This window comes from Sporomusa sp. 246TCP1, assembly GCF_057319775.1.
In genome coordinates this window covers 2,209,692-2,235,913 of sequence record NZ_CM170492.1, presented here as the reverse complement: position 1 = coordinate 2,235,913, position 26,222 = coordinate 2,209,692, and the positions used below count along the sequence as shown (strand labels likewise).

General features: G+C 44.5%; 16 protein-coding genes and 4 riboswitches. All 16 genes read left to right on the top strand.

The genetic code is table 11. The features are described 5' to 3' along the window. Window positions 1–2: 2 nt before the first annotated feature. The 16 genes from AC1ECB_RS10775 to AC1ECB_RS10700 all read left to right on the top strand — a co-directional run bounded on the left by AC1ECB_RS10775 (window position 3) and on the right by AC1ECB_RS10700 (window position 26,211). Window positions 3–1,427, top strand: a complete 1,425-nt coding sequence (locus AC1ECB_RS10775; RefSeq protein ID WP_485668701.1) for an outer membrane protein assembly factor BamB family protein — start codon at window positions 3–5, stop codon at window positions 1,425–1,427. A gap of 34 nt (window positions 1,428–1,461) precedes the next feature. Beyond that, complete coding sequence (locus tag AC1ECB_RS10770; RefSeq protein ID WP_485668700.1) at window positions 1,462–1,662, top strand: hypothetical protein; 201 nt, start codon at window positions 1,462–1,464, stop codon at window positions 1,660–1,662. 89 nt (window positions 1,663–1,751) lie between these two features. Continuing rightward, window positions 1,752–2,750 carry a TIM barrel protein gene (locus tag AC1ECB_RS10765; RefSeq protein WP_485668699.1) on the top strand — a complete coding sequence of 333 codons (999 nt, stop codon included), beginning with the start codon at window positions 1,752–1,754 and terminating at the stop codon, window positions 2,748–2,750. Window positions 2,751–2,859: 109 nt separating this feature from the next. Continuing rightward, a riboswitch (cobalamin riboswitch) is annotated at window positions 2,860–3,041 on the top strand. Between the two features lie 222 nt (window positions 3,042–3,263). Continuing rightward, window positions 3,264–6,980, top strand: coding sequence for a cobaltochelatase subunit CobN (cobN, locus tag AC1ECB_RS10760; RefSeq protein ID WP_485668698.1), 3,717 nt, complete (start codon window positions 3,264–3,266; stop codon window positions 6,978–6,980). Window positions 6,981–6,985: 5 nt separating this feature from the next. Further along, the gene (locus AC1ECB_RS10755) at window positions 6,986–8,065 is read left to right on the top strand and encodes a radical SAM protein (RefSeq protein WP_485668697.1); all 1,080 of its coding nucleotides are present in this window, start codon (window positions 6,986–6,988) and stop codon (window positions 8,063–8,065) included. Then, a complete protein-coding gene (locus AC1ECB_RS10750) occupies window positions 8,034–8,807 on the top strand; it encodes a carbon-nitrogen hydrolase family protein (protein ID WP_485668696.1) in 774 nt (257 codons plus the stop codon). The genes AC1ECB_RS10755 and AC1ECB_RS10750 overlap by 32 nt, the downstream gene beginning before the upstream one ends. Before the next feature lie 46 nt (window positions 8,808–8,853). Beyond that, entirely contained in the window at window positions 8,854–9,954 is a 1,101-nt protein-coding gene (locus AC1ECB_RS10745) for an adenosylcobinamide amidohydrolase (protein WP_485668695.1), read from the top strand. Window positions 9,955–10,060: 106 nt separating this feature from the next. After that, window positions 10,061–10,873: a hypothetical protein gene (locus AC1ECB_RS10740; protein ID WP_485668694.1), complete on the top strand. Its 813-nt coding sequence runs from the start codon at window positions 10,061–10,063 to the stop codon at window positions 10,871–10,873. A 1-nt stretch (window position 10,874) separates the two neighbouring features. Further along, window positions 10,875–12,131 carry a hypothetical protein gene (locus tag AC1ECB_RS10735; protein ID WP_485668693.1) on the top strand — a complete coding sequence of 419 codons (1,257 nt, stop codon included), beginning with the start codon at window positions 10,875–10,877 and terminating at the stop codon, window positions 12,129–12,131. Between the two features lie 266 nt (window positions 12,132–12,397). Beyond that, window positions 12,398–12,581, top strand: a riboswitch (cobalamin riboswitch). 553 nt (window positions 12,582–13,134) lie between these two features. Further along, window positions 13,135–13,328: riboswitch (cobalamin riboswitch) on the top strand. A 217-nt stretch (window positions 13,329–13,545) separates the two neighbouring features. Then, window positions 13,546–14,112: a response regulator transcription factor gene (locus AC1ECB_RS10730; RefSeq protein WP_485668692.1), complete on the top strand. Its 567-nt coding sequence runs from the start codon at window positions 13,546–13,548 to the stop codon at window positions 14,110–14,112. 74 nt (window positions 14,113–14,186) lie between these two features. Next, window positions 14,187–14,384 carry a hypothetical protein gene (locus AC1ECB_RS10725; protein ID WP_485668691.1) on the top strand — a complete coding sequence of 66 codons (198 nt, stop codon included), beginning with the start codon at window positions 14,187–14,189 and terminating at the stop codon, window positions 14,382–14,384. Beyond that, window positions 14,382–14,564: riboswitch (cobalamin riboswitch) on the top strand. (Overlaps the previous gene by 3 nt.) Before the next feature lie 161 nt (window positions 14,565–14,725). Then, window positions 14,726–16,978, top strand: a complete 2,253-nt coding sequence (locus AC1ECB_RS10720; RefSeq protein WP_485668690.1) for a TonB-dependent receptor plug domain-containing protein — start codon at window positions 14,726–14,728, stop codon at window positions 16,976–16,978. A 32-nt stretch (window positions 16,979–17,010) separates the two neighbouring features. Beyond that, a complete protein-coding gene (locus tag AC1ECB_RS10715) occupies window positions 17,011–22,197 on the top strand; it encodes a beta strand repeat-containing protein (protein WP_485668689.1) in 5,187 nt (1,728 codons plus the stop codon). A gap of 115 nt (window positions 22,198–22,312) precedes the next feature. Further along, a complete protein-coding gene (locus tag AC1ECB_RS10710; protein ID WP_485668688.1) occupies window positions 22,313–25,198 on the top strand; it encodes an autotransporter outer membrane beta-barrel domain-containing protein in 2,886 nt (961 codons plus the stop codon). Between the two features lie 83 nt (window positions 25,199–25,281). Then, window positions 25,282–25,746, top strand: coding sequence for a hypothetical protein (locus AC1ECB_RS10705; protein ID WP_485668687.1), 465 nt, complete (start codon window positions 25,282–25,284; stop codon window positions 25,744–25,746). A 39-nt stretch (window positions 25,747–25,785) separates the two neighbouring features. After that, the gene (locus AC1ECB_RS10700; protein WP_485668686.1) at window positions 25,786–26,211 is read left to right on the top strand and encodes an OmpH/Skp family outer membrane protein; all 426 of its coding nucleotides are present in this window, start codon (window positions 25,786–25,788) and stop codon (window positions 26,209–26,211) included. Window positions 26,212–26,222 lie beyond the last annotated feature (11 nt).

The following is a 26,222-nucleotide window of genomic DNA, read 5'->3' as shown; positions in this document are numbered from 1 at the left end:
TAATGCAAAAGATTATCATGACAGGGATTACCCTCTTATTTATTTGTACGCTGGGATTACTAGCAGCACATATTTTTGGCATGAGCAGCCATATGAGCTTTTCAAGCAAACAAAGTGGTACACAGACCGGTGCTTATGGCAAAGTAATGGAAACTGTTTTAGGACAAATTGAGGTATATAACTACCAACGAATGGGTTTTAATAAAGGATTTATCTGTTTTTCGCCGGACAGCAGATTTTTGGCAGTTGGATCGGAAACAGGGGAAGTGTTGCTTTATGATACCAAGGGAAGCCTTGTCTGGCGCAAAAATATGGGGTTAGGAAAGTTGGCAGCACTGGAATTTTCACCGGACGGAAGTTCGGTACTTGTTGGCGAAACCAGCCAGCAGGGCTGGTTATTCAGTTTAAGTGTTAAGGACGGTAGTGAGTTATGGCGTCAATCCAGTGTAAATGAACTGGGCACCAATATTAAGGAGAAAACCTATCCCGGCATAGTGGCCATCCGGACAGATGCGGCCGGTATGATTTACGCTGTTGCCCAGCGGTATATCAAGCATGCTGATGGGCACAACGAATATGTTGGCCGTATTTATAAATTTACGGCTAACGGGGAACGGGTGGAAAGTTTTCCTGGCGATCACAATCTGGACTCTTGGGTAAGCTGGATAAGTGTAGATACAGCAGGTGATAAGGCTGCCTTTGCTACGGCTAATTTTGATGTGGCGAAATACATGTATGATCAGAATATCTATTGTCTGGACGGCAAGCTGAATACCGTGTTATGGAGTAAGTATATAGACGTAGTTTCACCCTATCAGAATGTTACCATGCGCACAAGTACTGATATTACCCCCGATGGGCGATATATCACCGGTATTGCCAGCGACGGTCGGTGCTTTTTATTTGATAGTGAGCAGGGGCAGGAAGTGTGGCGGCGCAGTATCAGCCAGCCACAAAAAATCGGCGGCGTATATATCAACGCCACCGGTAATTACAGTCAACTGCTGGGTAAATATGCTGTAGTTACAACAGGTAATACCTACAACCGCGCCAATTGGCAACTGCCAACCCCGGTAGAGCATCCCAATTCCAACAGCTTGTTTGTGTTTGACTTACAGGGCAAGCTAATGAATAATTATAAATTTGGTGGCATGATTGAGCAAATCGCAGCAAGCAATAAGTTAGCAGCCTTAGCAATCGGCCGGAATGTACGTTCCAAAGATCCGTCAGTGCATGGTTTATATATTGTTACAATACCGGAAACCCAGCTGGTTGATTACGCAGCTACCAGCGGCGGTCCGTGTGTTGCTGCCGCTATCAGCGCTGATGGACAGTATGTAGCTGGAATAGAAGCGCCCTTGCAATTAGATGATGGCCAGGTTATCGGAGAGTATAAGCTAACCTTATTGACAAAAAAACAAAGGTAGTCCTTTGGAGTCAGTAGTTTAGGGGGTGGATTTTGTGAAACACCAACAAATTGAAAAGCTAACTCATCAACTTTTGGATTGCGGCTATTATCCTTATCAGATTAAGCAGATCATCAGCGATGCCATGGAGAGTGATACAACAACTGACACTGGCATTTCGAAAGAACAACTGATAATTAATGCTCTTAAAAGTTATGTGGAATTTGGAATCAAGTGCAAAAATGGAAAAATTTAATTGATAAACTATAACAAACGTATTTTATCATAAAGAGAGAAAGTTTGTTTTAGTTACGGCAAAACTTTTTCGAAAGGAGGAAGAACCCTATGCGACAGTTAATTAGCCTGCCTAACTGCAGCAACGGCCAGGAGGTCAGCCATGTTCATTTGGACTGGTTGGAACCCTTGCTTTTACGTCGTCAGCTAGCTGGCATCGAAATATACCTTGGCAATTGCGGGGACCCCAAGTTGTTGCCATCGCAATGGATTCAAGGAGCTCACTTCTCGATGGGTGATTCCTGGCTGGCTTTCTGGCGGCAGGATCTACAGATACTGCTGGCCCAGTTTGGCAGTAAAGCGGGAATCAAAGCCTACTATGGTGGCTTGACCCGGGACGAATGGCTGGAAGGCTGCCGGCAGCAGATTAACATCGCCCGGGCAGCCGGAGCCGGGTATCTCGTCTTTCCTATCAGTGAAGTCAAGCCATGGGAAATCTATACGTGGCAGTTTGGCACCACCGATGATGAAGTTGTCACTGCCGCTATTGAGGTCATCAATGAATTGGCGCCCCATATCCCGGATAATATAGCACTCTTGTTTGCAAACAAGTGGTGGCCGGGTTTGAGGCTGCTGGATAAAAAAATAGCGGCCAAACTAATTCGCGGGGTAAAACATCCCAATATTGGTTTCATGCTGGACACGGGACACCTGATGAATACCAACCAAAATCTAAAGACTGAGGTTGAGGGTGTGGATTACATTTTGGCGGTGCTGAACAAACTGGGGGCGTATCGGCGGTATATCCGGGGCTTACACTTAAGTTGCTCGTTATCAGGAGAATATGTACAGCGCCAGCAACGTCAAGGAGATGGGCACAGTCATGGAGCAATGGAAAGGCTGGCCCATCGACTACGTATCGACGAACAGCGGTCATTTCGGGTGCCGGCTGTTAAGCGCATTGTCTATGCCGTGAGACCGGAGGTGTTGGTGCACCACTTCCGGATGGAGTCAGTAAGTGACTGGGAGCGAAAAATCCGGCGCCAGCAGGAGGCCTTGCTCAGTCCGGCGGACCGGCGGCGACAGGGAGTCAGTGTTGGACGTAGATAAACCTGCCTGTTAGCGAGGGCAGGTTCATTATGCAGGATGCGGATTGTTTATTTAAAGTGTTGACAAAATAGTTGCTTTTCTGTAGTATGAATATTACAAGTAATGGTAATTTAATAGTAGTAAGTTAGGTGCCTGTAAAGGCTTAATAGGGAAGACCGGTTAAAAACCGGCGCGGTCCCGCCACTGTAACGGGGAGCAAGCTTAAGATATGCCACTGAGACAATCGTCTTGGGAAGGTTTAAGCAAGCCATGAACCGGAGCCAGGAGAACTGCCTAGCTGGACAATCACCGTTTTTTCACCCACGAGGTATGGGGAGGGGATTACAGCAATTTGGCTGAATTCGTTCCTGATATGTTTACTATCAGGAGCTTTTTATTAGCTTACGAGACCTTCCTTTATTTATATAAGGGGAGGTCTATTTTTATTATGCAAATAAAATGACTAGGAGAGATTGTAGCCTTCGAGTAGTTTAGGACTGATAGCAGATTAGCGATAAGGGCGAGGAGGGGCATATGGGACGCATAGTATTTATGACTAATATTGACCGTCAATGTGTCATGCTAGAAAAAGGCAGAAGTCAACTAGTTGAGGAAGGACTTCTGCCTAATGAAGGCTGTGTTGTTTTTTTAAGTGACAGCATGATCTGGAATGCAGATTGGCAACAAAAATTTGCTGACAGTGATATTGTACTGTTTTCCTGGATGGGAATGGGACGCGATACGTGCTTTCTTAAGCAGGGGACTGAATTTTTACGCAAAAATAAGATTACTCATGCTATGTTGGCCACTGAAGTACATCCGGAAGATACGCTAGGCGGAGTAACTCCCAAAGACCGAAACACGATGCGCCAATACTTATCATATAGCGGGATTGATAACTACCGCAATTTCTGGCTGTGGCTAAATAGCCAGTATTGTCAGGAACTTTGTACGTGTAAACCACCTCAGCAACTGCTATGGAATGGCATTTTTCATCCCCGGGCTGACAAAATTTTTACTGACATTGAAGAATACCGGCGACTATATTGCCAGCCGGAACGAGCTACTGTCGGCATTATTTTTCCACGGGATGAATGGATATGGGCAGATTTGACCTATCAGACAGAATTGATTCAGGAAATTGAAGCCAAAGGCCTTAATGTCATTGCTGTTTTTAGCCATTGGGCGTGCAATGTTGAATTGAACGCGCCTGGCGTCAATGATTCCGTAAACGCATTTTTTTATGAGCAAGGCATGGTTGCCATTGACGTTTTGATTAATACATTTAAGTTTTCACTAACTGTGGGTAAGCCGGTTGACCCCAAATTTTTATACAATTTAGGTGTACCGGTCTTGCAGGCCTATGTATTATTGCGATCCCGCGAAGCTTGGCAAAACAGTATCGAAGGATTAACGCCGATGGAAATTTCCTGCAGTATTGCTATGCCCGAGTTTGACGGGGTTATTCATGCTGTACCCATAGCCGGGAAAGAGCAAATGCCTGATGGTACAACAAAGTATCAAATCCTTCCGGAACGAATTAAACGAGTGGCGTCTAAAGCTGCCAAATGGGCCAACCTGCGGCGTAAAGCCAATAGCGAAAAGAAAATTGCTATTATTTTTCATAATTATCCGCCCACCAACTCGCACATTGGCAATGCTCAGGGCCTGGACTCACCGGCCAGCATCAGGCTGCTCTTAGAACGCATGGCTGAGCGGGGCTATCAAGTGGATAACATTCCCCCTGACAGCCGGGCACTTATGGATAGTTTGCTGTCCGCTGCCACCAATGACCGTCGTTATTTGTCTGAGGCGATGGTGGAACAAGCACCTGGTAAGGTGACCAATGAGCAGTATCGCCAGTGGTTCGACGTACTTGAGCCGGGGACGCAAGCGCAGCTTAGTAAGGACTGGGGTGAACCGCCTGGTGATGTATTTAACTATGAGGGAAAATTATTAGTACCCGGTATGCTAAACGGCAATATTTTTATTACTGTACAGCCGCCACGCGGCTTTGGTGAAGACCCTGGCAAACTGTATCATTCACCGGACTGTGCCCCCACCCATCATTATCTGGCCTACTATCACTGGATTCGCGATATCTGGCAGGCTGATGCTGTTGTCCATGTTGGCACTCATGGCACGCTAGAGTGGCTGCCAGGCAAAGGGACAGGGCTATCGAACTCCTGCTATCCGGATTTGGCTATTGGTGATTTACCTAATGTATATCCGTATCTTATTACCATTGTTGGCGAAGGCATACAGGCCAAACGGCGCGGTGCGGCTTGCATGATTGGTCATTTGCCGCCGCCTATGAGTCAGTCCGGAACTTATGATCAATTGGCAGAGCTGGAAAAGCTGCTTGATGAATACTGTCATTTTGCCCAAAATCAGCCGGAAAATACCGAAGTAGTTGCTAATCTGATTAAAGAAAAGGTTGTGGAAGCCAATCTGCAGGCTGATATGGGCCAGGCAGTGAATGAAGTCTTTGCCGATTATATTCAGCGGCTGCACGGCTATATTACCGATATTAAAAATATGCAAATCCGGGTAGGATTGCATGTTCTTGGCTGTCCGCCAGCAGGCGATACGCTGATAGAATATTTGTTGGCCTTAACCCGGCTGGCTAATGGAGAAACGCCGTCCCTCTCAGAAACAATAGCTGCTATCCATGGCTATGATTACTATGAACTGCTGGCTCAGAGCGGTAAGCTCTTGCCAGACGGCAGCAAAACCTGCGGCGCCTTGATTGACGAAATTAGCCAGCAGTGCCGGGACGCCGTTGTCTGGCTGTATGACCATGACTTTGCGCTGGCCGGGGCCGAGTTGGCGGCCGAGTTGCCCTGGGCGGTTGGAACCAGTTCTGAGCTTAAAGAGCAGCTGCGGCAAACGGCGCGGTATATTTGCCAGACACTCATTCCTAATTTAAATAAGACCGAGCAGGAAATCACAAATTTGCTGGCTGCCTTAGAAGACCGGTTTGTTGAACCCGGTCCGGCAGGTGCACCCACCAGCGGTATGGCCGATATTTTGCCAACAGGCCGTAATTTCTATGGGGTTGATCCCCGGACCCTGCCAACACCGGCTGCCTGGGAGCTGGGTCAGACCTTGGGAGATAGTGTGATTGAGCGCTATATTGCCGACGAGGGCCATTACCCGGAAAACATTGGCATGATTTTTTGGAGCGGCTCCAATATGCGCAGCCATGGGCAGTGTATTGCTGAATTTCTGTATTTCTTAGGCGTGCGTCCAGTATGGCAACGGGGCAGTCAGCGAGTTATTGATTTAGAGGTTATTCCACTGGCAGAACTTAAACGGCCACGAATTGACGTGACCGCCCGTATTGGCGGCTTGTTCCGCGATACCATGCCGATGCCGGTAAAATGGTTGGATAAGGCCGTCAGTCTTGTGGCTAATCTGAAAGAAAGCAGTGAGGTTAACTATATTCGCAAGCATGTACTGGCAGACTCGGAGCTGTTAACAGAGCAAGGCATGGAGACGCCTGCTGCCTGGGAACAGGCCTGCTACCGGGTATTTGGTTGCCCGCCAGGCAGCTATGGCGCCGGTGTCAGCCATCTGCTGGAGGAAAAAAATTGGGAGACAATCGACGATCTGGCTAAGGTATATGTACGCTGGGGCGCCCATGCCTATGGTGCTAAGAGCAGCGGCGCCTTTGTGCCAGAGCTGTTTAGCCGCCGCCTGGCAAGCCTGGATGTTACTGTAAAAAATGAAGATAACCGGGAAGTCCATATGCTCAACTCAGATGATTTTAACTCCTACCATGGCGGCATGATTGCTGCTGTTCGCAGCCTAAAAGGCGCGGCGCCGCGCTCGTACTGTGGTGACAGCTCCAACCGCCAGCAAGTCAGGCTGCGGAGTTTGGATGAAGAATTTAAACGGTTGTTCCGTGGTGAAACTATGAATCCCAAATATATTGAAGGTATGAAGCAGCATGGTTACAAGGGCGCGTCCGACTTGGCGGCGGTGGTGGCTCATTGCTATGAATGGGATGCCACCAGCGCTGTAATGGAAGACTGGATGTACCAGAGCCTGGCAGAAAAATATGCCATCGACCAGGACATGCGGGAGTGGATGCAGGATGTAAATCCCTGGGCGCTGCAGCGGATTGCCGAAAAACTATTAGAGGCCGAACAGCGTGGCTTGTGGCAGGCCGACGACAAGACCAAAAAAGAATTACAGCAAATCTATCTGGATATTGACGGTGAACTGGAAGAACGGAGTGACAGGTAAGCATTATGGTAAAAATGTTGATATTGAGTCTGACCGGACAATGCAATTTTGCCTGCAAGTATTGTTATGCTCATGAACATCCGGCAGAAAGCATGACCTCCGCTACTGCCATTGCTGCCGTAGAACTGGCGGCCGCAGATGGGCAGGCCTTTGTACTGCAGTTTAGCGGTGGTGAACCGTTACTTAATTTTCCTGTAATGCAGGAGGTTATCCGCTATGTAAGAGAGAATGGCCTGCCTGCTATTATGCAGCTGCAAACCAACGCCTCACTCATGACCAAAGAAAAGGCGGCTGTTTTGAAAGCTGGTCAGGTAGGTATCGGGATCAGCCTGGACGGGCGTCCGGACATTAATGACAGGCAGCGCTGTCTGCCTGATGGCAAGGGAACCTGTTGGCAGATTTTGAATGGTGCCGGTCAACTGGCAGTGCAGGGCATTGCTGCCGGGATAACTACTGTTGTTACCAATGAAAATGTAGCTAAGCTGAGTGGCATTGTGGAAATGGCCTATTACTTGGGAAATATCCGGCGGATTGGTTTTGACCTGTTACGCGCCCAAGGGCGGGGCGGCGAGATGGCGGCACCTTCGTCTGAGGCCGTATGGCTGGGAGTAAAGGAAGCGTTTCAGACAGCTGAACGCTTGGCTAAACAGACAGGTAAATCTATGCTATTTTCTCAGATCGAGCGAGTAGCTACACTGGCTAACAGCCAAATGCAGGGTTTTGCTCACTGTCATGCCATGAACGGCGAAGCTGCTTTTGTTGATGCCCAGGGTAGTTTGTATGCCTGCGCTTCGCTGGCAGGCAATCCGGATTTCTATTTAGGTCATGTAACAACAGGATTGGATACAGTCAAACAGCGCAAGGTGGCAGCTTTGATTCAAGACGGAATGAGTTTTTGCAAAACATGCCCTTCGTTTTCTTTGTGCGGCGGTGCATGCTTTGCCCGCTGGCATGGAGCCAATTGCGGCAAGCAGGGGTATGCCGCTGAATGTGCGTTAAAACAGGTAGCGATAGAATGGTATTTAGAACATCTGGGACAGGGGAGAATAGGGTATGAAAGTTGCATTACTACATGTAGATGTTAGCGGTGGACCAGAGAGCCGCAACCTGGAAATATTAAGCCAGGGCATCCGGTTAGCGGCGGGAGTGGGTGCCAGGTGGATTGTTACGCCAGAGACAGCTGTGCAAGGATATTTCTTTGCATGTGAACGAGAGACCAAACCTATTGAGATACCTATTCAGCCATCAATAGCGGTGGAACCGATTCAAAAGCTGGCCGCCGAGAAGCAGGTAACCGTATTTCTTTGCTGTGCTGAGCAGGACGAGGAAAGCAGCAAGTATTATAATAGTTGTCTGGTTATTGGTCCTGACGGCAACGTACTGGGTCGTCACCGGAAAAAACAGGCTCATAGCGGTGTGTCAGAAGGCTGGGCAGATAAAGGCGAGCAGCTGGAGCCAATTATGTGCGGTGACAGGAAGGCAGGCATCTTAATCTGTGCCGATTCCTGGTATGAAGAAAATGCCGTTGCGCTGGCCGATAAAGGTGCCGACATCATTGTCGTGCCTGCTGCCTGGCCGCCCAATAGCTGCGGCGGTCCACCGGAAAACGCCTGGAAAAAGGCTTCAGCTGTCAGCAAACGGGCATTGTGGGTGTGCAATCAGACAGGAAAACAGGAAAGGCTGGACTTTACTCACGCCCAGAGCGCGGTCGTCGTCGACGGCGAAATGCGCCTGGAATATAGTGGTGATCCTGCCATACTCTTATTTGAATGGGATTTTAATAAACAATGCGCCTGGGTAAATGAATTTGCTGTCTTAACACTGTAAAGAGGGTGGAATTTTGAGCTTTTGGATACATGGGAGGGAACAGGCTTTGAAACTTTGCGTTTTAGCTACCGGTGATTCTGTCTATAGGTATTATAAAAGCATTGTTATCCCGTTTGAGCAGCCGCGCAAAGTGAGTAGTACAGCTATTGTCAATGGCGGCTACCGGGAAGACCTGACAGCCGTGTTTAATAATGACTGCAATCCTGGGGCGGGGATGGAGTGCACCATGCGGGCACCCACCTATCAGGAGCACATGCGGATTATTACTGAGGAAATCGGCCTGGACCCGGCGACAACTGCTGGGATGGGGACGGCAGCTTCGATGGAGAATGTGGCAATACATACGGAGTGTTATCAAAACCTGACAGTAACGGCCATTGTCACCGGCGGGATTGAAGTCAATGGCGGACGGGTTGGCGATCCGGCAGATTATTTTAAACCTATTGCTAAAAGTACACTGGAAAAACCCGGTACCATCAATATTATTCTGGTTATTGACGCTGATTTGCCGCCAGGTATCCTGAACCGGGCGATGGTTACTTGTACTGAGGCTAAAACGGCTGCCTTGCAGGAGCTTATGGCAGGCAGTAATTATTCGACAGGTCTGGCTACCGGTTCAGGCACCGATCAGACCATTGTTGTTGCCAATCCCGCCTCGCCGCTATACCTGGAAAGTGCCGGCAAGCATTCTAAGCTGGGAGAACTAATTGGCAGGGCAGTACTGCCGGCGGTCAAAGAGGCTTTAGGCAAGCAGACAGGTTTGTCGCCACACCAACAGCATAGTATGTTACGCAGGTTCAAACGGTATGGTATTAAGGAAGAAAGCTTGTGGCAGGCTTATGCAGGCAATTCCGACAAGGTTGTGATTAAACCTAAATTTATGGATGCACTCTACCAAATAGACGATGATAATTACTTAGTGACCTATGCCGCTTTATATGTGCACCTTTTAGATGAACTCCAGTGGGAACTATTGTCAGGCATCGAAGTGCGGCAGGCAGCTAATGAACTGCTTACAGCAGCCGCCACCAAATACGGTGTGGAAGCGCCGGTGATTATTGGCACTTGTATTGATTCTTGCTTAAAAGCCTGGCAGTCTATGCTGCTGGCAATTATCAAGGAAAAGTGCAGGGAAATTATAGGGTGATTTCTAAGTCTTGTATATAGTATTGTTTTTAATTTGTTTAAAAGTATTCATTTAGCTGACAATTTTGCTATAATAAAGGAAAAGATTACAAGGGGGATAATGAGCTATGATTGTTCGCTTTGTTGCTCGTTTATTAGTATGCATAATTGTGTGTGGGGTATCTCTTGCTGTGACAATGCCTGATGTCTGTGCTGAAACCAGAATTTTATCGAAAGATACTAAACTTCATCCGCAGGGATGGGGTGTCGGTGATTCTATTCAATTCAAAAAAAATACTAGCATCAGTTTGAATGAACAAGAGGAAGTTGTTTCTGGGACAATTGACAAGGACACTTTGCTGGCGCCGCGTGGCTGGAACCGGGTGATTAATGACTATTACTATACAACTGTCCATACTGATTTTGGACCTTATTACCACCATTTTTATTACCATCCTTTTTTCAACAATGATTATGCTGTGAGCATTCCGGGTTACGGACACTTGCTTTATAAAGGTGGAACAGCGGTGCTTTTTAGTGAACAGGGAGATGTTATTTCTGGGACAATAGCGAATAAGGCTACAGTTCGTTTGGTAGACGAAAAATATGGCTTTGTGACTTTCAAGAGTGATACAATTCTGACGTTTTTCAACTCGGGTGCGGTTTTATCCGGTACTTTGGATGAGGATACATATTTGCGCCCGGTTGGCTGGCAAAAGCTTCTCAAAGGAGATAATTCTGCAGGATTTATTAAATTTAGTAAGGGAAAAACCGTTACGTTCAATGAAAAAGGAGAACTGACTTCCGGAACAGTAAAAGAAGATGTAGTGCTGTTAGCTGAAGCTGGAACGCACAAAGGTTTTTCTGCAGGCTCAGCTGTTGAGTTTAATGAAATAGGAGAAGCTAAGATAAAGGTTAAATTTGAACAGAGTATGCCCTAAAATGAAAAAATTTAATATGTTTATTTTTATTAACAAAAGTTCTTGTTTAATGATACTATGCATTCTTATCCAACAAGCAATAGTCGCATCTTCAACCTTATGGATAGCTAAATTGAGTCAAGCAGTCATATTAAAACAAGATCTTTCATTGTGGTTAGTTTTATTTATATTGTCGTTATCTTTAGTACATATTCCAGGTTCCGGAATGGCTTATTTTCAGAGCAAAGCTACTTTTAGTTCTTTTAGAAAGTATGTTGATATTTTTGCAGTTTCTTTTAGGGGAAAAGCCCAATTAAGAACTAATATCGATTTCAAACAAGAACGACAGCCTTATTTAAATAATGAGGCATGGTTGGTGATCAGTGAATTTGTTGGGTTTATTACAAATTTACTCGGTACTTTTTTTAATATAGTTTTTAACATAGTAACTCTTAGTTTTATTATTGATAAAAAGTTGATGATTGCCTATGCCATAACTATTCCTTTAATAACTATTTCTATTAAAAGTCTAAAAACGCTAGTAACTTCTTCCGCCAAACATGCTCAAGAAGACCGAACTGCTATGATGCAAGCATTATTACCAGCTTGGGACTCAATTTTAATTGGCAATCAATTAAATATACATTTATGGAAAAATTATTTTATCGGTAAATATAAAAACGCGAAAAAGTCAGCTTTGAAATCTGTACTTTTTAGTGAACTGACAACCATAATTTCAATGTTTCTTAACTTATTTCCGGTAATTGGTACTTTGGTGTGGTTAATATATCAAAATATAGGCAATGAAGTATTCCTAAGTATGCTTATTGTTACATTTCCACGACAAATTACAACCTTTCAATGTATGAATTTTATTGTATCTTATGCAACTCATTGGAATAGTTTAAAAACGCGTCTTGAGGGATTAAAATCAGCCTTGATTATTACAGAACCCATAAATGTTGGCACTATTTCATGGAATCGGATTAAGGCTGAAAAAGACAATACGATTATTACTATTGATTCTATTAATTCCATAAAAGATATCACTCAAGACTATAGTCCGGGTAGAATTACTTTACGAGGAGATAATGGTACAGGAAAATCGTCACTTCTGGCTCTAATTAAGGAAAAGTTAAGCGAAAAAGCTTTCCTTTTACCACCTCATTCTGATATGTTTTTTGAATTCAGTACTAATAAAAGCTTATCCACTGGCGAAAAAATTATAGAATCATTAGATGAGATAAAAAAAGCGGAAAGCTTCAACTGCTATTGTTAGATGAGTGGGATGCAAATTTAGATAAAAATCATATTGTTAATATATCAGAAAAATTAAATGAACTCGCAAAAGAAATATGTATTATAGAAGTACGTCATCGAAGTTAGACAAATTAAAGACTTCTGTCAATAGGCAGGAGTCTTTAATTATATTGGTGACATGGAGATGGATGAGGAACCTATTGTTCCAACTGTGTCCCAAATTTTGAAAATTATTTTACAAAGTTAACAAATATTGATATAATCAAATCATAAACTAAACATTAAATAAATATTGTTGGGATAGGTGCCCGAAAGGGCTTAATAGGGAAGTCCGGTTAGATGCCGGCGCGGTCCCGCCACTGTAATAGGGAGCGAATCCAAGGTATACCACTGAGACGTAATTGTCTTGGGAAGGTTTGGATAAGCGATGATCTAGAGCCAGGAGAACTGCCTGTCTGTCAATCACCGTTTTTCACCCACGAGCGATGGGGAGGGGATTACTGGATTAATCTAACCTTCCGGCTATTTATTATGCCGGGATTTTTATCTTAGTACGCGAGTCAAGACTCCCGCTTCTACAGGCGGCGTTGGTTCAGGTGGAATAGACTCTCCACCTGAATTCCCGATGGTTCAGCTTTGCTGAAACGAGTTCACTTAGATAAATCTAGAATACAACCCTCCTTGTAAGCTTACAGGGAGGGTTGTATTTTTTATTAAAATGCACAGAGAAGCTTTTAGGAGAGGAGGTCAGCATTTTGCTAAGAAGGGGGAGTTGAGGCTAATGTGAAACCAGGAGAATATGTGTAAATAAAATATAAATGATTAAGAAATTTCACAAAATATCCTCAGGTGAGGGATTTACGTTTCAAACCAAATAGTCTAATCTAAAAAAAGGAACTGCATAGTGTGTATGCTTAAAAGCAATTAATCTCCTTAACATTAGAAAATAATGCAAGTAACTCAAAACAAAAAGAAAATATTGCTGGGATAGGTGCCTGACGAGAGGTTGCTGAAAATATTCAGACGCAAACGCAAAGATGAGTATTTTCATAACAACATGTAGGGCTTAAAAGGGAAGACCGGTGAAAAAACCGGCGCGGTCCCGCCACTGTAACGGGGAGTAAATCCGCATAGATGTCACTGGAGCATAGCTTTGGGAAGACGCGGGTGAGCAAAGATCCGGAGCCAGGAGAACTGCCTGTCTAAGAATCGCCGTTTGACCTACGAACGATAGGGAGGAGATTACGAAACCTGTAAGTAGAAAGGTTGTATTTCTATTGACAGTATGACGTATGCGCTCCCGTTGAAATCGGGAGCTTTTTTCATGCAAATCCGGATACATTGGAGTTTAACATTACAATTATCCATTCTAACGTCTTTACCCCAATTTTAGGATTGGTGGCAAATATAACGGTGAAAATTGAGGGAAAACGATGTATTGGTCAAACTATTGGGAAGCTTTTCATCAGGATAATCAGGGAATCTGCATTTTAAACCATAAATTGGAAAATATTTATTCAAATGAAAAGGCAAAACAGGTGTTCAAAAACATCACTCCCGGACTATTTCAACAATTCAAAAGCGTTTGCCGACGTTTTATGGCTATGGTTAAAGCAAAAGAAACGAGTTTGTCTAATTATAGCGATATGTTAAATCATCAGCGCGATACCATCAGTTTTAGTTGTTTTTCGTTTTATTTAGACAAGCAGGCATATATTATGGTGGTTTTTGACTATAGCGCCAGTGATGAAATTAACTTAGCCGATGGGACGACGTTTACGTTACGGGAAAAAGATATTCTCCAGGCAATCGCAGCTGGAAAAACAAATAAAGAAATCAGTGAAATACTCAGGATTGGCTTTGAAACCGTGAAATCACATGTAAAAAACCTGCTTGCCAAAACGGGGACAAGTTCCCGGACTGAACTAATTAGTAAATATTGGCACCTTAAAAACAATACCGTTGGCACGCCTAATTATGCAGTGTTTAAAAAAAAGTAATATTGAATAGCCCAAGTGCTTACTCAAGGTGGCAATGCGATCTTGAACAATTAAGCACTACGAGGGGGGGATTTATGAAACACAAAAAAATTGAAGAGCTAACCAAAAAAATGTTAGCTTGTGGCTATAATGATGATCAGATCAAGCATATCCTCAGAGATTCCATTGAGAACAATTTAGATGACGATGGCAGTTTGCAAGAGAAATTAATTATTGATGTCCTGGAAAGTTATATTGAATTTGGAACCAAGTGTAAACAAGGAATTAAATAAAATAATATGGGTACAGGTGCTATTTAGAGCTTAATAGGGAAGACCGGTTAAAGGCCGGCGCGGTCACGCCACTGTAATGGGGAGCAATGCCAAGAAATACCACTGGAGCTAATTGTTCCGGGAAGGTTTGGAGACGCGATGATCCTAAGCCAGGAGAACTGCCTGTCTGACAATCGCCATTTGTACCTGCGTGCGACAGGGAGGAGATTACTGCAAGTGACCGAATACATCATCTGGCCGCTGGCGTAATAAAGCTTAACTCCTGAAAAGGGAGTTTTTTTATTGGAAATTTGTAAATTTAGCAGCAGGTTGCTATCTGTAGAATGAAAGGTTGTGATTGCTTGGCATATTTAAGTATTTTAAAAAGAAATAAAAAGCTGGAAGCAGCTATAGCTTTGGGGTGCCTTATGCTGACACAGACATCATATGCCACTCAGGAAGACCAGGATAATATGAAAGAGTTTAAATTGGAAACTATTACTGTTGAAGCCAAAAGACCGGACTGGGAGAGCAAGTTGTCTCCTGGAACGGTGACGGTCATTAAACCTGAAACGTTTTCCGGCGAGCAAAAAGACTTGCCTGAAATGCTAAAACAGGTTCCGGGAATTTTTGTGCGCGAAGTCAACGGCAAAGGGCAGTACACTACCGTCAGCGTACGCGGTTCCACTGCCGCACAAGTAGGAGTTTTTGTTGACGGCGTTTTGACAAATCTTGGCGGTGACGCTGCCGTTGATATTTCGGCTATTCCCGTAAGAAATGTCGAAAGGATAGAGGTATATCGCGGTTACATTCCTGTAAGGTTTGGCGGTACTTATATGGGGGGAGTTATCAATATTGTTACCAAAAAGCCTGAAAAGACTGATGTTAGCGCTGAGATCGGCATAAGCTCCTACGGAGGAAGAAACTCTGCCCTGGAATTTACGTCTCCTTTAAGCACAGGCTCATTACTATTTGGTCTGAACAGAGAACAAAGCGGCGGCGATTTTAAATACACTAACTTTGCCGCGGAATCATATGGCGAAGATAGTACTCGTTACCGTAAATACAATGACTTTAAAAATACGGACGCTATCATCAAATGGCAGGATGATCACTGGATGATTAAAGGCAGCTACAAGAAAGTTGACAGGCATTTGCCGAATAATCTGTGGCCTGAAGGATCTATTGCCAATGCATATGATCCGGGAGCTAAAACGGATCTGGCGGACATTAATCTTGCGGAAGGCAAACGTCAGACTATCGACAGTAAGGAACTGCAGGTTAGCCGCAGAGCGCAGGCGGGCAATCTGGAATGGGGCTGGTCTTTGAATTATCTTGATCAGGACAAAAATTACCGGGTTGAGAAAATTAAAAATCCTTATTTCTACTATTGGTCTACCCCTCTTCGCGCCTGGAGCACTTATGACAGTACGCGCTGGGGTGAAAAAATTGATGGAAGTTACAAGCTTAATGATAATAACCTGATAGAATTTTTAGTCAGCTATTCGAAAGAAAAAATGGATGTTGACGGCTCGAATCTAAAAACAGCAAATAGCAATTATGATTCATTCCGCAGTTATTATGAGCAGGAATTGTTTAATATCCAATTGCAGGACACAGTTAGGCTGGACAAAGAAGGCACCTGGCAATTGACTCCAAGCATCAGATACAACCGATCTGAAATTCTTGGAAAAAGCCATCGTGACAAAACAAGTGGTCACAGCTGGGTGCAAAAGGAAGAAACTCAGTCTAATGGTAAAACTACCTGGCAATTGGCTGTTAAAAATGATTTTAATGAAAACTTTTCAATGCGGGTAACTGGCGGCACTTATTACCGACTGCTGAATCTCTATGAAATTGCAGGTGATGGTGCCGGAATCTTGCCACCGCCTAAGGACAAGAACGCCAGCGGCACCGCCTATCCGCTGCCGGAGGAAGGGAAGCAGTTTGATCTAAGCGGCCTTTGGCGAAATAAGTGGTTTGGGTCCGAAACCTCCTGCCTGACCTTGACTTATTTCTGGCGGGACTCGGATAGTATGCTGCAGCTTTCCCGCCGCGGTTATGATTATTGGTGTTATTTCAATGACAACAAGGGTAAAGTGTATGGACTTGAAATGCAGAACAACTATTCCTGGAAAAAATTTGACCTCAATCTTTACGCCACTTATACCAAGAGCAAGTTACAGCGCCAGGACAGCGCCTATGCGGATTACGGTTCGGAGTACACCCAGGGTTATAAAGACATCTGGGCCACGTATCAGCCGGAATGGCAGACCGGCTTGCGGCTTACGAATAAACCGTCGGATAAATTCGATATTTATGCCGAACTCAAATACCGTGACGAGATGTTTACCAATGCAGTTAAAGACAAACGGGGCGGGCATTATGCTTATGAAAGCGGCGCTCCGATCAGCGCTTTAACAACGTTTGACCTAGGCGTCAAGTTCAAACCAACCAAAGACTGGCAGATTACTGTCGGCTGTAATGACGTTTTTGACGCTGCCAGTGATTTGAAAATCAGCTATCGCGACTATTCTGACAAGAATATCAGTGTTAATCCTGAATATCCTTTGGCAGGAAGAACTTTCTTTGTAAACGCACATTATGACTTTTAAGTTGTTCGAGGGTTTAATGGAGGTGTAAATATATGAAGTGTTATTTAAACAGGCGTAAAGTCAACCGCGCATTAGCCTTACGCGTCACAACCGCGCTTCTTGGCGGTTATTTATTTACAATGCCGGTTTTGGCGGCCGACCTGGGTGTTGTCACGACGTATTCGTATGGCGGTACTGCTGCCGGGCAGGTAGGCACGATTACGGGCTCCAGAGTAGAAGCTACCGTTGATGCTCAGGGACAGGTGAAAATTGACAGCGGCATTAACGCCGATGCGCAAAGCTTCAGTATCATTGATGACAACGGACAGGTACGCATTTTTATTCGACAAAGGACAGAAAACGGCAAGCAGAGCTTGGTTGTTGATCCGGAAGGAAACTGGAAATCGGTTATTGCCTCCACTGATTTGACTGCCGAGCCCAATATTCATGCGGTTGCCTATAAAGGGCATTATCTCTTTGCAACAGGCTACGACTACGGTAAATTGATTGTTGCTGATTCTGCAAAGAACTATCAACAATCGCATGTTTATGAAGTGCCTGATGCGGTAAAAAATGCTACCGCAGGCTATAGCGCGTCAACTGCTTATCACGGCGAAGGGCTTGTTGGAAGAGGTAATGAACTATACGCGCTGTTTACCTGTAATCCTCAAGGGGGCAATGATACTTATGCCGACAGTTTTGTCATTCATTATACGATTGCTGTCGATGGCAGCCTGGAATATAAAGACTATACCAGAGTCGGCAAAAACACGATGGACATGGAAGAATATAATAACGTACTGCTGACGGCCAGCAGCGGCGGCTATCAGAACGGTGGCGGAAAAGCCAACGCCGAAACCGCGCTGCACTATGTCAGGCTGGACGAAACCGGTACGCCTGTGGCTGAAAAAGTTACTTATAAAGGCGCAGTGGCCTTAAAAGGGGAGTATAGGAGTGTTTCGGTATCTCCTGATGGCTTTGCCTATGTTTTTACAGGTAACTATGATAACAGCTGGGCAGGTATGAACGGAGCTGTTTATCGCACAACGGTAAGTAATTTGCTGTCATCCTCTCCGGACAACTGGCAGAAGATCATTGACGTCGACAATGTTCCGGGTTATGCCTGGGGTGTTGATGTGGAAAGTACACCGCATCGTCTGTGGTTTGTCAGCGGGAATAAGATATTAGTTTATTTGGACGGTCAAACAACACCAATAGAGTTCAATATGACTTCAAGTGGACTGACCAGTCTGGGTGACGCTAACATAAATGGCTTTGACACTATAAAAACAGATGTCGTTACTGGTGCTACAGATAATATTGTCAAGGCCGGCAATCTCGCGGACGCAACTGCGAATTATACCACAAAAATAAGCGGCACAGGTGCTGCGGATGAAATGAATGCCTATTATCTTGGTACGGAAACAATTGCCAATAATCTCTACAACGTTTTTACTTTCAAAAAGGATGCAGTCATCGGCTTGGGCACGAATCAGTTGGGCGATAAAACCACTAACGTACTGGCTGCTGTTTATGGCTGCAACGGCAGGGACCTTACTATCAATGCTGAAAGCAGTTCAGGCGCCAAGGACAAAACGCTTACTCTGAACGTAACAAACTATGCAGGCACTCCCTCAGGTGTATATGCCGGTAATGGGAAAAACGTCACTATAAATGCCGGCACATTGAATATTAATACAGTTGCTTATAAAGATGGTGAAACTGTAACAAATGCTATCTGGAATGACACTGCTCAGGATAAGAGCAGTATCATCACAATAAATGCTGATACGAACATTTCCATGCAAGGGGGACAAGGAGGGCATGCAGTTGCTGTTACCAAGACTGACCGTTGGGGCGAAAAGTCTACTGCTGCTGATCAAAAATCGGAAATCATTATAAATGGTAATTTGAAAATTGGCGATGCTTCTACGGGCGCTTACGGCGTGGGTCTTAATACCAAGAATGTTATTTCGCGGTTTAATAGTGCCGGGCTTTACACCTCGGTTGAAAAAAGTGCTATTACTGTCAATGGTAACGTTGATATGGCAATTTACGGCAATGGCGCTGCAACGGCAGCAAAGGACAGTACAATAACTATCAAAGGTGGCAGTATAAAAGTACCGGCAGGAAAAAATTATGGTTACTATACCCTTGCTTCCTATCTAGGAACCATTAACCTGAATACGGGGTCAGTTGGAACAACCCCAGGCACTAATGCCGTAAAGTTGGATGGCGATATTTTTGCGCTGAGTACAGGTTCAGTAAATCTTGGACTGACAACTGCAGACTCTTATCTTAACGGTATTGTTGATAATGGTGGTACCGTTACTATGTGGCTGCAGAACGGCGCTTTGTGGACGAATACTGCCAATAATACCAGATATACCCAAGACAATGAAGATGTTGGCAACAACGGAGTCAGTCGCATTACGAAACTAACAGGTGGGATAAGCGTTAGTAATGCCGGCGTGATTGCCCAAAAAGCAGCCAGCCGTGATCTTACGATTGATAACTATAACGGATATACTACAGTTTTGTATAATCACGATGCAGCTACTCCGACAACAATTCTTGGTGGAGCTGTGAAAATTGGTAATGCTGCTTCAGGAAGTAATATTACGCTGCGAACTGATTATGACGCTAATATGAGCACCGGCACAATTCAGGATAATGTTCTGAATGCATTAGCAAATAAGCTCTATTACAATGCTTACACGACCGGTGAGCGTAATCTGACCGGCAAAGTCGAAATTGCTGAAGGCTTGACTGCACAATCTGCTGCTAAATACGTAGGTGGTGTAACTTTTAGTCAGACAAATGGTCAGGGCAGTTATGCAAGCAATACACCACAGCCACCTGCGGAACAAGTTACTACCGCATTTACCACCAGCCTGACCGGCATTAAAGATACTGAATATGTAAATGGCGGAGTCTTGAAGGACGGCGCTTATGCTTTTACCAAGGACAGTACTATAACCGTTGATGATGGCGATGTTACTGACGGCAACATCGGTTATAACAAAGCGGTTGCAGGTATTTTGGGTAATGGAAATGACATCATTATTAACGGCGCCGGGAAATCGCTAAGTATAACTGCTTCAACTACAGATGCAAGCAATCAGGCTATTGGTATCTATACAAACAAAAAACTTAATTTGACGGCTGGCAGTCTGACAACTAAGAGCACCTCGTCAGGTAAAACTGCAGCTGGCATCTTTGTCAATAACGGCGGCGAAGCTATTATTAACGGAAATGTTAATGTTAGTGCCAAGGACTCTGCGGCTGGCAATGCGTATGGTGTTCACATTTACAATGGCGGATCAAAATTAACCGTTAACGGTGATCTTACTATGAAAGGCAGTGGAGAAGGTGATGGCGCTTATGGAGTTTCTGCTGCGCAGAAGAGCGGTTCTGGAACTCCTGTATATCAGGCCAAAGGTATCTACATGTACGATGACAGCACCGGCGGTGAAGTAACGGTCACCGGCAAAGTCGATATTGCTGTTAAAGGTACTGGCGTGGATATGTACGGCAGCAAAAATAACAAGATTACTATTGCCAGCGGCAGTATCGTTACGCCGGAAAGCACAGAAGACAAATTCAATGCTCTGAGCATCGCTGCAGGCACCTTCAATATGGGTATGAATAATACTTCTACTGATGCCAACGGCGGGGACGTAACAATTAAAGGTAATATTTACCTTTTGAAAGAGGGTACTGTAAAGCTGGGCCTTGGCAGTGCGGCATCTTCTTTAATAGGTGTGGTAGACAATAGCGATGGCGGCACTGTAAACCTCTACTTACATGATGGTGCAGTCTGGAACAATACGAGTACTTCTAAAATCACTACCTTCACGGACAGTCATATTAGCAAACTGGCCGGTGGCACAAGTGTGGTCAAGCAGGGCGTAATCTTCCAAAAAGACAGCAATCCTATTACTGTTGATAATTACAGCGGGTATACGACTATACTATACAGCCATGACGCCACTACGCCAACAACGATTATCGGCGGCGACGTGAAGATTAATAGTGCGGCAACAGGAAGCAATATTACCTTGCGTACCGATAACACCGGTTTGAATACTTCTTCAACCTTGGCTGCAGATAAGAATCTGGTCAGCGCTACCTTGAATGTATTGGCAAATAAGCTCTATTATACTGCGTATACTACGGGCGAAAGGAATCTGACCGGCAAGGTCGATATAGTCGAAGGACTGACAGCGCAGTCTGCCAGCATGAAGGTCGGCAATATCACATATAAGGCTGATAATGGTCAGGGACAATATGAATACACTCCGGCCGAAGATATTTCAGATCCTCAGAAGAAAACTGAATTCGCTTCGGCAATTACTGGTGATAAGACAACAGATACGGAATATGTTAATTCCGGCGTCTTGAAAGATAACGGCAGATATGTCTTTACTAAAGATAAAACAACTATTACGGCTGAAAAGAATCTGATTGCAGGCGGGCCGTGGCTGCCGCAGATTAGTTCCGCAGTATCCGGCAGCAGCGCAGATAAAGCAGTTAGTATCGAACTTAATAATAAGGAACTCGTAATTAATACTACTACAGATACCCATACGACTGGTATTACTGCTATCGGTGACGGCAAAGTAGAAATTAATAATGCCGGTAAGATTACCATTAATGCCGAGAGCACAGGCGGAGGGCAGACAGCAGCTCTGTTTGTCAATGGCGGCGGGCAGCTTGTGATTCATAACAGCGGTGATGAGCTTGCAGGCAAAGTGCTTACGGTAAGAGCTGATAGTACTACTAAGGCAAATGGTGCTGTGATCAAATTGATGAATGGCGCAAACGGAAAGAGATCAAGCATCACTATTGATGGCTTGGTAGACGTCATAGCTGATGGAGATATGACTGACGGCAAAGGAGCGAACGAAGCCATCAGTGCAGTAGCGTCTGACATCAGCGTCGGCGGCGGCACTATTAAAGCTGTTAATGGAGCGGCATATGCTATCAGGGCCTATGGAGAATTTGTAAGCACCAATACCGGTACAGTAAATGTTAATGTCAGCAAAGACAGCAATGGCAACATAACTGGCGCAGGCGATAAAAAGACAGTTATTGAAGGTGACTTCTGTACCAGCGGCGGTATGGGCACTAATGGTTTGATTAATGTTGGGCTGGGCACTTCGGATTCTTCCTGGACCGGCAATTATACGACCAGCGGTGGTAATGTCAATCTGTACATGAAAGACGGCGCAACCTGACGGGGTATAACAGCGGCAAGAATTTTGCACTGAATATGAAAGACGGTGCAACCTGAAAGTTACAGGCGACAGCACAATCAGCAGCCTGACAAGCGGCGGTAGAGCGGTAAAAACTTTGGCAGCTAACACGGGAGCAACTTCCGGCACTTTCGGCGGAGTAGTTGATATGACGAACGACAAAGCCGGGAATGTAACGATTGATAATTACAGTGGCAATACACTGTTCATGTATGAACATGACACAACTATACCTACCAGTATTTTGGGCGGCAATACTACCATCAAGCACGCCGAGGCGGATTCTGCTATCACGTTGCGTACGGACAGCAGCGGTATTGACCTGGAAGATGATACTACGATTAATTCCGTACTTGATGCGTTGGCTAAGAAGCTATGCTACACCAATTACACCACGGACGAAAGGAATCTCAGCGGCTATGTGCAGATTGCCGAAGGATTGACATCTTCCTCTATTACCAAACAGACCGGTAATATCGTGTTTGATAGTACCACCGGTCAGGGCACTCTGGACAAAACTACCATTACTCCAGGTGTTGACTATCCTGCCAGTCAGACGACAGATAGTTTTACGACTGCTATTAACAGCAATTGGGCTACTGATAAAGAGTATAAGAAGGCAGGCGTGTTAAAAAAGGATGGCAGTTATAACTTCAGCAAAGACAAAACCACCATTACTGTTGGCAAAAATCTGATTGCAGGCGGGCCGTGGCTGCCGCAGATTAGTTCCGCAGTATCCGGCAGCAGCGCAGATAAAGCAGTTAGTATCGAACTTAATAATAAGGAACTCGTAATTAATACTACTACAGATACCCATACGACTGGTATTACTGCTATCGGTGACGGCAAAGTAGAAATTAATAATGCCGGTAAGATTACTATTAATGCCGAGAGCACAGGCGGAGGGCAGACAGCAGCTCTGTTTGTCAATGGCGGCGGGCAGCTTGTGATTCATAACAGCGGTGATGAGCTTGCAGGCAAAGTGCTTACGGTAAGAGCTGATAGTACTACTAAGGCAAATGGTGCTGTGATCAAATCGATGAATGGCGCAAACGGAAAGAGATCAAGCATCACTATTGATGGCTTGGTAGACGTCATAGCTGATGGAGATATGACTGACGGCAAAGGAGCGAACGAAGCCATCAGTGCAGTAGCGTCTGACATCAGCGTCGGCGGCGGCACTATTAAAGCTGTTAATGGAGCGGCATATGCTATCAGGGCCTATGGAGAATTTGTAAGCACCAATACCGGTACAGTAAATATTAATGTCAGCAAAGACAGCAATGGCAACATAACTGGCGCAGGCGATAAAAAGACAGTTATTGAAGGTGACTTCTGTACCAGCGGCGGTATGGGCACTAATGGTTTGATTAATGTTGGGCTGGGCACTTCGGATTCTTCCTGGACCGGCAATTATACGACCAGCGGTGGTAATGTCAATCTGTACATGAAAGACGGCGCAACCTGGACGGGGTATAACAGCGGCAAGAATTTTGCGCTGAATATGAAAGACGGTGCAACCTGGAAAGTTACAGGCGACAGCACAATCAGCAGCCTGACAAGCGGCGGTAGAGCGGTAAAAACTTTGGCAGCTAACACGGGAGCAACTTCCGGCACTTTCGGCGGAGTAGTTGATATGACGAACGACAAAGCCGGGAATGTAACGATTGATAATTACAGCGGCAGTACAGTGTTCATGTATAAACATGACACAACTACACTTACCAGTATTTTTGGTGGTAATACAACTATCAAGCACGCTGAGGAAAATTCTTCTATTACCTTACGTACTGACAGAAGCGGTATTGACTTGAGTAATGATACTGTAATTGATTCCGTACTTAATGCTCTGGCGGCAAAACTTAATTATGCCAATTACGTCAGTGGTGAGAATAACCTCAGCGGGTATGCGCAAATAGCCGAAGGTTTGACAGCTTCTTCGGTTGGCAGGGCTACAGGCACAATTAATTATAGTTCTACTGATGGACAGGCAGCACTTAAACCGGGTTCTGTTATTAAAACCGGTGGTTCTGAGGTAATCTATGGTTCTAAAGAAACAGCAATGATGCGTGGGGCTAAATCGGCAATGGCCTCATCGGCGATGTTGTGGCGCAGTGAGAATGCCGATGCTATGCAAAGAATGGGCGATTTGCGCCTGGGTAGTGAAGAAAAGGGAATATGGGCAAAGTATTACAACGGAAAATCAGAGTATAACAAGCAGAATACGGAATTTGAAACTACTTATAAAGCTTATCAGTTGGGCTTTGACAGGCAGATAGCCAACGACTGGACGGTTGGCGCCGCTGTAAGCTATAACGATGGCTCAAGCAGGTATTCTTTGGGCGGTGAAGGCGATAATTCTGCTACCAGCCTTTCCTTGTACGGAACATGGCAAGGAAGCCATGGTCATTACCTTGATTTACTGCTGAAAGGAAGCAGCTTAAGAAACGATTATACTGTCTATAATGATTTCGGACATAAATTGGCAGGTGACTATAAGACCTGGGGCGCTTCAGTAAGTGCTGAATATGGACGGCATATCGAAGCAGGCAATGGTGTTTACTTTGATCCTGGTGTCAAACTGACTTTAGGCAGGATTAAAGGCAAAGATTACAATGCGCACAGTGACTTCCTTGACTCGCAGGGACTTGCCAAGGATATGTCCGTAAGCCAGGATGGCTTCAACAGTGTTATCGGTAAGTTTGGCGTAAGTATTGGTCAGAAAACGAAGACAAGCAATATTTTTGCTAAATTTGCCCTTGCTCATGAATTTGCCGGTAAATTTACCACTCATTACGCTGCCGAAGGTGAACCAACAGGAAGTACGGAAATTGATTTCGGGGATACCTGGTATGAAATGCAACTGGGTGGCAGTGCCAAACTCAATGATAATTCCTATATTTATGCAACATATGAAAAAACATTCAATGCTGATGTGACAAATAAATGGAGAATTGATACAGGTTTACGCTGGACCTTCTAAATAATTTATTCAAAAATTGAGGATAGCCTTTAAAGGGCATCCTCAATAATAAAAAAATAAACAAATTAAAGGAGTCTGTGGAAATGGAAATCGACAAAGAAATAGAAGAAATCATGAATGCCAAAACTATTAAAATGAGGGAGTTTTTGAAAACTAATAAAATTGAGTGCTTTGAGCTGCAAAAAATGGAAGACGAACAGCAGACGGCAATTTTCCGCAGCCGCATGCAAGTAAAAGGACAAACGTTGCCTTTGGCTATTCTTATTGATACAAGCGTATATACCTTATTACAGGTACAGATTGCACCGGAAGTTATAAAAGGAGATAAGTTCTTGCAGCTTGCTTCTTTTCTCAATGAAATGAACAACAATTACAGGCTGTTTAAATTTATAGTATCTCCTGACGGTGATTTATTGTTGAATGCCTGCCTAACCGCAAAAGATAGCAATTTTGATCCTGCTTTGATTAATGCAATTTTAGGAGAAACACTAAAATTTCTGGAAAGTGAATATCCGAAAATTATGAGTAAAGTATGGGATGAAAAATAAATAACAGCAAAAATAAAACTTTTGAAAAGAGGAACAATCGTGAAAAAGAAATTAATGGCTTTAGTATGTTTTTTAATGATGACTTTCGGTTTTGCCTCTATTGCTTTGGCGGCAGATCAAAGTTCTCTGATTGGCTTCGTGAATGTGCAGTATGTATTGCAAAATTACCCTGGCATTAAAGATATTCTGCAACAGACAAGCGATGAAAAAGTCAAACTCCAAAATCAGTATAATGAGCAAGCTCAGAATATGTCCGATAGTGATAAGAATGCGCTGAGTACAAATCTTTCCCAGGAGTACACGAAATTCGAACAAAGCACAATGGCTCCGGTGCAACAAAAAATTCAGCAGACTATCGCCAAAGTTGCTAAACATAATGGTATTCAAAATGTTGTGAATAGCAACTCTATGCTGTTCGGTGGCAAGGATTTGACAGGTGAGGTAGTAAAAGCTTTGCAAGATTAATGAAACTTAAA